The following is a 7,177-nucleotide window of genomic DNA, read 5'->3' on the forward strand; positions in this document are numbered from 1 at the left end:
TGGCGGCGTCCCGCCGTCACGAACTTTTTTCCGCATGGTAGTACTACGGAATCTGTGGTCAGAGAACGCCTTGAGAAGTTCGTTTCGGCGGGACGCCGAAACCAGCACCCGGGACGGGTGCGCTCCCCGGAGTTCGCCGCCGCGCACGCTCTCCTTGGCGCGACGGGAAGGAACGTAATTTCGATGCAGTCTCGCCTCTCAAATTTGATTTGACTCGGCTTATATAAGCGCTCATATAGTATGGATATGACGCTTCATGCGCTCAACTATACGGACAGCAAGGTTCAAAAAGTGAGGTGTTCCGACTTCAAGTCTGAAGCCCGTTTACAGAGACCTCCGACGAGTTCCGACCCATCAATGCAGCCAGCTCCCAAGAACCACGCAGTCCCGCAGGCGCGGAAGCGTCTGTCACTTGGCTCCTGGCTCCTGGCTCCTGGCACTCCTTTCCCAAAGTTCCAACTAGTTCCGACCCATGAGTAATCCCTACCGCAACGGCAAAATCGCCCGGCTGCCCAAGGCTGTCCGGGAAGAAATCAACCATCGCCTGCAAGCAGGCGCCACCGGACGGTCCATCACCGTCTGGCTCAACGAGCTGCCCGAAGTGCGCGCCGCGATGGACGCCTTCTTCGCCGGCACCGAAATCCGCGAACAGAACATCTCGGAATGGAAGAAGGGCGGGTACGAGGAGTGGCTGCGGTATCAGGAGGCGCTGGTCGTGGCCGAGCATCTCTACGAGCGGGCGATGGAAACCAAGGCCGCGGAGAAGGAACGCATGCCGCTGAGCGAGGTGTTCCAGTTGTGGCTCAGTTCCCGGATGGTGGTCGCCACCAAGGAGATCGAGTCCATGGAACCCGAGGCGGCCTGGAAGAAACAGCGCCAGATGTGCGCCGACCTCATGAAGATGCGCCGCGCCGAGCAGCAGGCCGAGCTGTTGCAATTGCACCGCGAGCGCCTGGAGTTGCGGCGCGCCCGGGCGCAGCTCCAGCGCGAGCGCCTCGAAATGAAACGCACGAGCCAGCGGTCGCGGAGGAAAACGGAAACCGACTTGGATCCCGAGCCCCACCGCCTGTGGAAGGACATCACCGACGAGGAGAAAATCGCCTGGGCACGACGCCCGGAATACCTGGAGCGCATCCATGTGGTGACCCCCGCGCAGCAAGCCGAGCGGATGCGGCGGTTTTTCGGCGTCCCTCTGGAGACATTCGACTACAAGTCTTTCGGCATCACCAAGGAGGAAGCGGCGGCCGCCGCAGCGGAAGCGGACGCAGTGGCAGCGGCAGGAGCGGCGGCAAAAGCATGAGCGCACCCGCTGAGCGCGCGACAATGCGACTATGAGACAATCAGACAATATTTGCGAAGGCCGGTCCCATTGTCCCATTGTCTCATGGCCCCTTCGCCGGCGCCTCCCACAGCCTGCCACCCCCCGGTAAAAAAGCAGTCCCAGATAGGAAATCTGCAATCCAGTCCTTGTCGCCCATCAGCCGCGCTGCTAGCACAAGCGACTCCCTTTTTTCTCCATACCCCATGAGCAACAATCCCGAGTCTCACCTGATCGAAAATCGCGTCTTCAAACCCGCCAAGGAATTCGTCAAAAAAGCCCGCATCCAGTCCTTCGCGCAGTACAAGAAGATGTGGGACGAATCGATCAAGAAGCCCGATAAATTCTGGGCCCGCGAGGCGTCGGAGCTGAAGTGGAACAAGAAGTGGCTGAAGGTCCTCGACTGGCAGGAGCCTTTCGCCAAGTGGTTCGTGGGCGGCAAGCTCAACGTCTCGGAGAACTGCCTCGACCGGCATCTCGACGGCCCGCGCAAGAACAAGGCGGCGATCATTTTCGAAGGCGAGCCCGGCGAGCGCCGCGTCATCACCTACCAGCAATTGCACCGCGACGTCTGCCGCTTTGCCAATGTGCTCAAGCGCAACAAAATCAAGAAGGGCGATCGCGTCATCATTTACATGCCGATGATTCCCGAGGCGGCGGTGGCCATGCTGGCCTGCGCGCGCCTCGGCATCACCCATTCGGTGGTGTTCGGCGGCTTCAGCGCGGAATCGATCAAGGACCGCGTGCAGGACAGCGGTGCGGTGGCGATCATCACCGCGGATGGCGGCTATCGGCGCGGGGCGGTCGTTCCGCTCAAGGCCAATGTCGACGCCGCGCTCAAGGATGGCGGGCACACCGTGAAGCGCGTGATCGTTTACCGGCGCGCCGGCAATGACGTCCACATCGAGGAAGGCCGCGATGTGTGGTGGCACCGCGAAGTCGAATACGTCGACGCCGATTGCCCGCCCGTCCCACTCGACAGCGAGCACCCGCTTTTCATTCTCTACACCAGCGGCTCGACCGGGAAGCCGAAGGGCATCCTGCACAGCACCGCCGGCTATCTCCTCGGCGCCTACACCTCGTGCAAGTACGTCTTCGATATGCGGGATGAGGACGTTTACTGGTGCACCGCCGATATCGGCTGGGTGACCGGTCACAGCTATGTGGTCTTCGGTCCGCTGGCCATGGGGGCGACGGCGCTGATGTACGAGGGTGCGCCCAACTGGCCGGACAACGGCCGTTTCTGGAAGATCGTCGAGGATTACGGCGTGACGATCCTCTACACCGCGCCCACGGCGATCCGCGCTTTCATCAAGTGGGGCGACGAATGGCCGAAGAAATACGATCTCAGCTCGTTGCGCCTGCTCGGCACGGTCGGTGAGCCGATCAATCCTGAGGCGTGGATGTGGTATCACAACGTGATCGGCGGCGGGCGCTGCCCGATCGTCGACACCTGGTGGCAGACCGAAACCGGCGGCCACATGATCACGCCGATTCCCGGCGCCATTTCCACGAAGCCGGGCACGGCGACGCTGCCGTTCTTCGGTGTCGATGCGGCGATCGTCGACGACAACGGCAAGGAAGTTCCGGCCGGGGTGAGCGGCAAGCTCGTCATCCGCAAGCCGTGGCCCTCGATGCTGCGGACGATCTGGGGCGACAAGACGCGCTACAAGAAGACCTACTGGAGCGATTTCAAGGGCATGTATTTTGCCGGGGACGGCGCACGCCGCGACAAGGACGGCTACTTCTGGATCGTCGGTCGCATCGACGACGTGCTCAACGTCGCCGGCCATCGCCTCGGCACCGCCGAGGTCGAGGGCGCGCTCGTTTCGCATCCCGCCGTGGCCGAGGCCGCGGTCGTGGGGCGTCCCGACGAACTCAAGGGCCAGGCGGTCGTCTGCTTCGTCACGCTCAAGCAAGGCGTCGAGGCCAAGCCGGAGCTGCGTGACGTCTTGAAGAAGCATGTCCGCACGATGATCGGCCCGGTGGCCACGCCGGACGAAATCCGCTTTGCCGACATGCTGCCCAAGACGCGCAGCGGCAAGATCATGCGCCGGCTGCTCAAGGAAATCGCCTCGGGCAAGACCGTGACCGGCGACACCACGACGCTGGAGGATCTCAGCATTCTTGCGCGGCTCAGCGCGACTCAGGAGTAAGTGAACTACCTCGCGCCGGGCCTGCGGGAACTGGGTCGGATTTGCGACCGCCTGTTTTGCCGGATCCGCCTCGTGCGGCAACGGCGCACGCTGGCGCTGCTCGAGAGCAAGCTCGGCCTGCTCGGCTGGCAGCAGGCCGATTACGATCGCAGCACGCAGCAGCATGTCGACCGCGTCACGGACGTCGAGCGCTCCCAGGCACAATTGACGAACGAAAGTGCCGCGCGCGGCCTGAGCCTGCAGCAATTGGAAGAGCGACGGACCTCGGAACGGGCTACCTTCGAGAGCGAGCGCGCGGCCCGCATCGCCGTCCGCGATCCATTGGTGGGGCCGGTGGAGGAAGGGGAGCGCGCACTGGGCGCGAAGCAAAAGGAGCGCAAGGAAATCGCGGAGCGCATCCCGACGCTCGAGCGCGAGAGGATGAGCGCAGAGGAGAAATATCGCGTCCTGCTGGCCAAGGGCGACCACACTCCCAAGGAGGACGCCGAAGTGCAGCGCCTGCAGCGGCGCACGATCTCGATCCCGCTCGAGAAAAGGAGTGGCAGGAAAAGCTCACCGCAGTGGAGCTCGAAATCCCGCGGCTCGAAGTGGACTTGGCGGAGTGCCGCGCCATGCTGTCCGTGGAAACCGAGGCCCTGCGCGTCCTGGAAAAGACCTTCGCCGCGAGCGATGCGGCGCTCGTTGCCGAGATCGCCACGCATAAGCGCGACAAACAGAAGCTGGAGAAGCAGGTGGAAGCCCTGGAGAAATCCAAGACGCAATCTTACCGCGAAATCGGCAAGGCGCTGGCCGACAATCGCGTCGAGCCGCTCAATCAGCCGGATGCCCTCACCGCGGTTCTGGCCCAACGGGAACGCATCGCCGGGCAGGAGGCGCGGGTGGCTGCTTCTCGCGAGAAAAGCGGGCAGGAAAAGCGGGTGGATGTCTGGACCTCCTGGGTGCTGCTGCTCATCTTTGCGGTGCTGATTTTTGGCGGGACGTGGCTGATTTTGCGAGCCGGGTGAAATCAGCGAGCTTGGCGCGGCAGGGCGTCGTGCCGCAACATCGCGCCGAATCCACATGAACGACACACCACCTGCGGAAGATGCCCCTGAGTTTCCTGGCCGCCAGGCCGCCCTGCGCCTCGGCGGCGCCTTGCTGGTGGTGCTCTTTATCGTGCTCGTGCTCACCTGGCGGGACAACGGCCACCGGGCCGCGCTGGAAACCACGGCGGAATTTACTTCCGTCGGGGACGCCCACTATTTTCCGCTGCCCGACCCGCTGCCGACGCCACCGTTTCTCAGCGTCGCCGCATTGCACGGTCAGCCGCTTTATCCCGCAGATTACCGGCGGCATGAATATGAGGCGGACGATATGGCCCGCGTCGGCGTGGATGAGAAGGGCGGCTACATCCTCTACCAGGCGCCGCAAAAGGCCAAGGACGCCGACGACCGCAAGCGCGGCCCGAGCTATTACCTGAAGATTTCCCCGAAGGAATATCTCAAGGTGCGAGACATCAAGCCGGAGCAGTAGCCCCTAGGTCAGCGCCTTGCGGTGCACCCAGACGCTGTTCACCAAGCCGAGGCCGAACATCACCATGACCAGAAATGTTCCGCCGTAGCTGATCAAGGGCATGGGAATGCCGGTGATCGGCATCAAGGCAATGGTCATGCCTATATTCTGGTAGACGTGGAAGAAGATCTGCCCGGTGAAACCGACCGTGAGCAAAAGACCCAATTCGTCTGCCGCCACGTGGGCCGTGAGGAGGCAAGTGATCAAAAGTAACCCGAAGATGGAAATCAGCACTGTCTCGCCGACAAACCCGAATTGCTCGCCAATGGCCGTATTGATATAATCCGTATGCACTGTCGTCCCGGGAATGAAACCCTGTTCCACCTGCGTCCCGGTGGCCATGAAACCCTTGCCGGCAAAGCCTCCGGAGCCGATGGCGATGAGCGCCTGGTTGATCGCCCAGCCCGAGCCGAGGCGGTCGATTTCCGGGTCCACGAAGGCGACGATGCGCTTGCGCTGGTAATCCTTGAGGCCAAAGAAGATCTCCAGCGGAATGGCGCAGGCGGCCAGCAGCAGCAGGGCGATGATGTAGCGCTTGGGCAGGCCATTGAGCATGAGCATCCCCATGATCGTGGGAATCCACACCAGGGTCATGCCGAGGTCGGGCTGCTTGAGGATGAGGAGCATCGGCCCGCCGACGATGGCGCCGGTGAAGACCAGCTTCAGCATGGGGTGCATCTTGCGAAACTGACTCAGGAAAAGGCCCACCGTGAGCACGCCGGCGATCACCGCCATCTGCGCCGGTTGGAAGGTGCCCACGCCGGGGACGCGCAGCCAGCATTTCGCGCCGCCGTGTTCTTCACCCAAATGGGTATAGGTGAGGATGAGGAAAAAGATGCTCGCGATATACGCCGGCAACGCCGCCCACTTCACCCAGCGATAATCAATGAGGCTCGTGACGATGAAGACCGCGATGCCGGCCGCCGCCCACACCGCCTGCTTATGCCAGTAATCGTCTGTCCGAAATGCCGTGGCGCTATACACCGCGATCACCCCCAAAATACAGAGCGTGAACGCAGTGGCCAGGAGGAGCCAGTTCATGCCAAGCAGTTTTCGAATCAGTGGAGTCATGCGGAAAAAGGGTGCGCCGACAGTGCGAGCATGGGGACATAAACATGCTCTGGTTGGATGTCGAGTGGAATGAGGGACAGGGACGAATGGCGCAAGACGATGGGAATCCGGCGGCGGCCGGGACCCGCGTTCTGGGGTCAGCAGAAGTCTGGAGCGCTTGCTTTACGGAGTCCGATAGCAGTGAATGTCGCCGATTGCCGACCGAACGGTTCGCCCAGCGCGCATGGTCCCGCCACTGCCTACCCCCAGTAACGCCCCTTCAGACTCTCAACTGCCGATCCTGACCGGATACGCAACGGTGCTGGCCACGGCCTTGCTCTGGTTGGGGACAGGCGAGGTAGGGTCGGCGCAATTCTCTTTTGGCAACTCCGCTTCGCCCGTTGCCGAAGCTCCAGTGGAGCAGCCCTGGCCGGCCGTCGAGTGGGGGATGCAGCCGATGGCCCCGGTATTAATTGGGCGTGGTGGGCTCCCAACAGCGATCTTTACGGAGGACGCCTCGCCGCAGTTTCTCTCGCTCGACTCTGTCCGGGGCAACGTCAGCATGCGTTTCCGGGTCGAGGAAGGTGCAGGCTTGGGCCCGGTAGTGAGTATCGTCCCGCCATCGACCGCCGAAGGCGGGATCGACCGACCCCAAGAATCGAAATCCGAGCCTGGCGAGCTTCGATTGGGAAACGTGAGCTTCAATCAAGCGGCGGACAGTTTCAAAATGGGGAAGATCGATGCCCGGAAAGCGGATGATATCTCACGCCAATTTGGGGGACCGGGAATCGCCTCGAAAGATGTCGCTGCTGGCACCTCCATCAACGCCTGGGCAGTCGTTGGGATCGCCGCGCTGGCGGTGATTGTCGCGATGACGATCGGCTTCTTCGAGAATGACCGGGACGACCGCCAGCGGCGCAAGAAAAGCCGGCGCCGGCGGCATCGCCACTCGAGCTGACCGCGGGCCCGGGTCAGGCAAACTTCGGCACGGCGGCGAGGAGCTTCTTCGTGTATTCGTGCTGCGGATTTTCGTAAATCGATTCCGCCGAAGCCGATTCCACGATCTGGCCGCGATACATCACCAGCACGTGATCGCTCATGT

At 62.4% G+C, this 7,177-nt stretch carries 6 protein-coding genes and 1 pseudogene; 5 read left to right on the forward strand and 2 right to left on the reverse strand.

What is annotated here, in order from left to right; all coding sequences use genetic code 11:
• The first annotated feature begins 472 nt into the window (after positions 1-472).
• From ABJF10_RS27835 to ABJF10_RS27850, 4 genes are all read left to right on the forward strand, one after another.
• Complete coding sequence (locus ABJF10_RS27835) at positions 473-1,300, forward strand: hypothetical protein (RefSeq protein WP_348547887.1); 828 nt, start codon at positions 473-475, stop codon at positions 1,298-1,300.
• 224 nt (positions 1,301-1,524) lie between these two features.
• Positions 1,525-3,474 carry an acetate--CoA ligase gene (gene acs, locus ABJF10_RS27840; RefSeq protein ID WP_348547888.1) on the forward strand — a complete coding sequence of 650 codons (1,950 nt, stop codon included), beginning with the start codon at positions 1,525-1,527 and terminating at the stop codon, positions 3,472-3,474.
• Positions 3,475-4,034: 560 nt separating this feature from the next.
• Positions 4,035-4,478 (forward strand): hypothetical protein, encoded by a 444-nt coding sequence (locus tag ABJF10_RS27845; RefSeq protein ID WP_348547889.1) that lies wholly within the window; start codon positions 4,035-4,037, stop codon positions 4,476-4,478.
• A 55-nt stretch (positions 4,479-4,533) separates the two neighbouring features.
• Complete coding sequence (locus ABJF10_RS27850) at positions 4,534-4,986, forward strand: hypothetical protein (RefSeq protein ID WP_348547890.1); 453 nt, start codon at positions 4,534-4,536, stop codon at positions 4,984-4,986.
• 3 nt (positions 4,987-4,989) lie between these two features.
• On the opposite strand, the gene ABJF10_RS27855 is transcribed toward ABJF10_RS27850, so the two are convergent.
• Positions 4,990-6,066 carry an FtsW/RodA/SpoVE family cell cycle protein gene (locus tag ABJF10_RS27855; RefSeq protein ID WP_348547891.1) on the reverse strand — a complete coding sequence of 359 codons (1,077 nt, stop codon included), beginning with the start codon at positions 6,064-6,066 and terminating at the stop codon, positions 4,990-4,992.
• A gap of 214 nt (positions 6,067-6,280) precedes the next feature.
• Between ABJF10_RS27855 and ABJF10_RS27860 the strand changes: the two genes are divergently transcribed.
• A complete protein-coding gene (locus tag ABJF10_RS27860) occupies positions 6,281-7,033 on the forward strand; it encodes a hypothetical protein (RefSeq protein ID WP_348547892.1) in 753 nt (250 codons plus the stop codon).
• Positions 7,034-7,046: 13 nt separating this feature from the next.
• Here the strand turns inward: ABJF10_RS27860 and ABJF10_RS27865 are convergent.
• Positions 7,047-7,177, reverse strand: a pseudogene (locus ABJF10_RS27865) (ABC transporter ATP-binding protein); the annotation flags it as partial.

Origin of the sequence: Chthoniobacter sp., from assembly GCF_040003245.1 — a bacterium.
GTDB lineage: Bacteria > Verrucomicrobiota > Verrucomicrobiia > Chthoniobacterales > Chthoniobacteraceae > Chthoniobacter.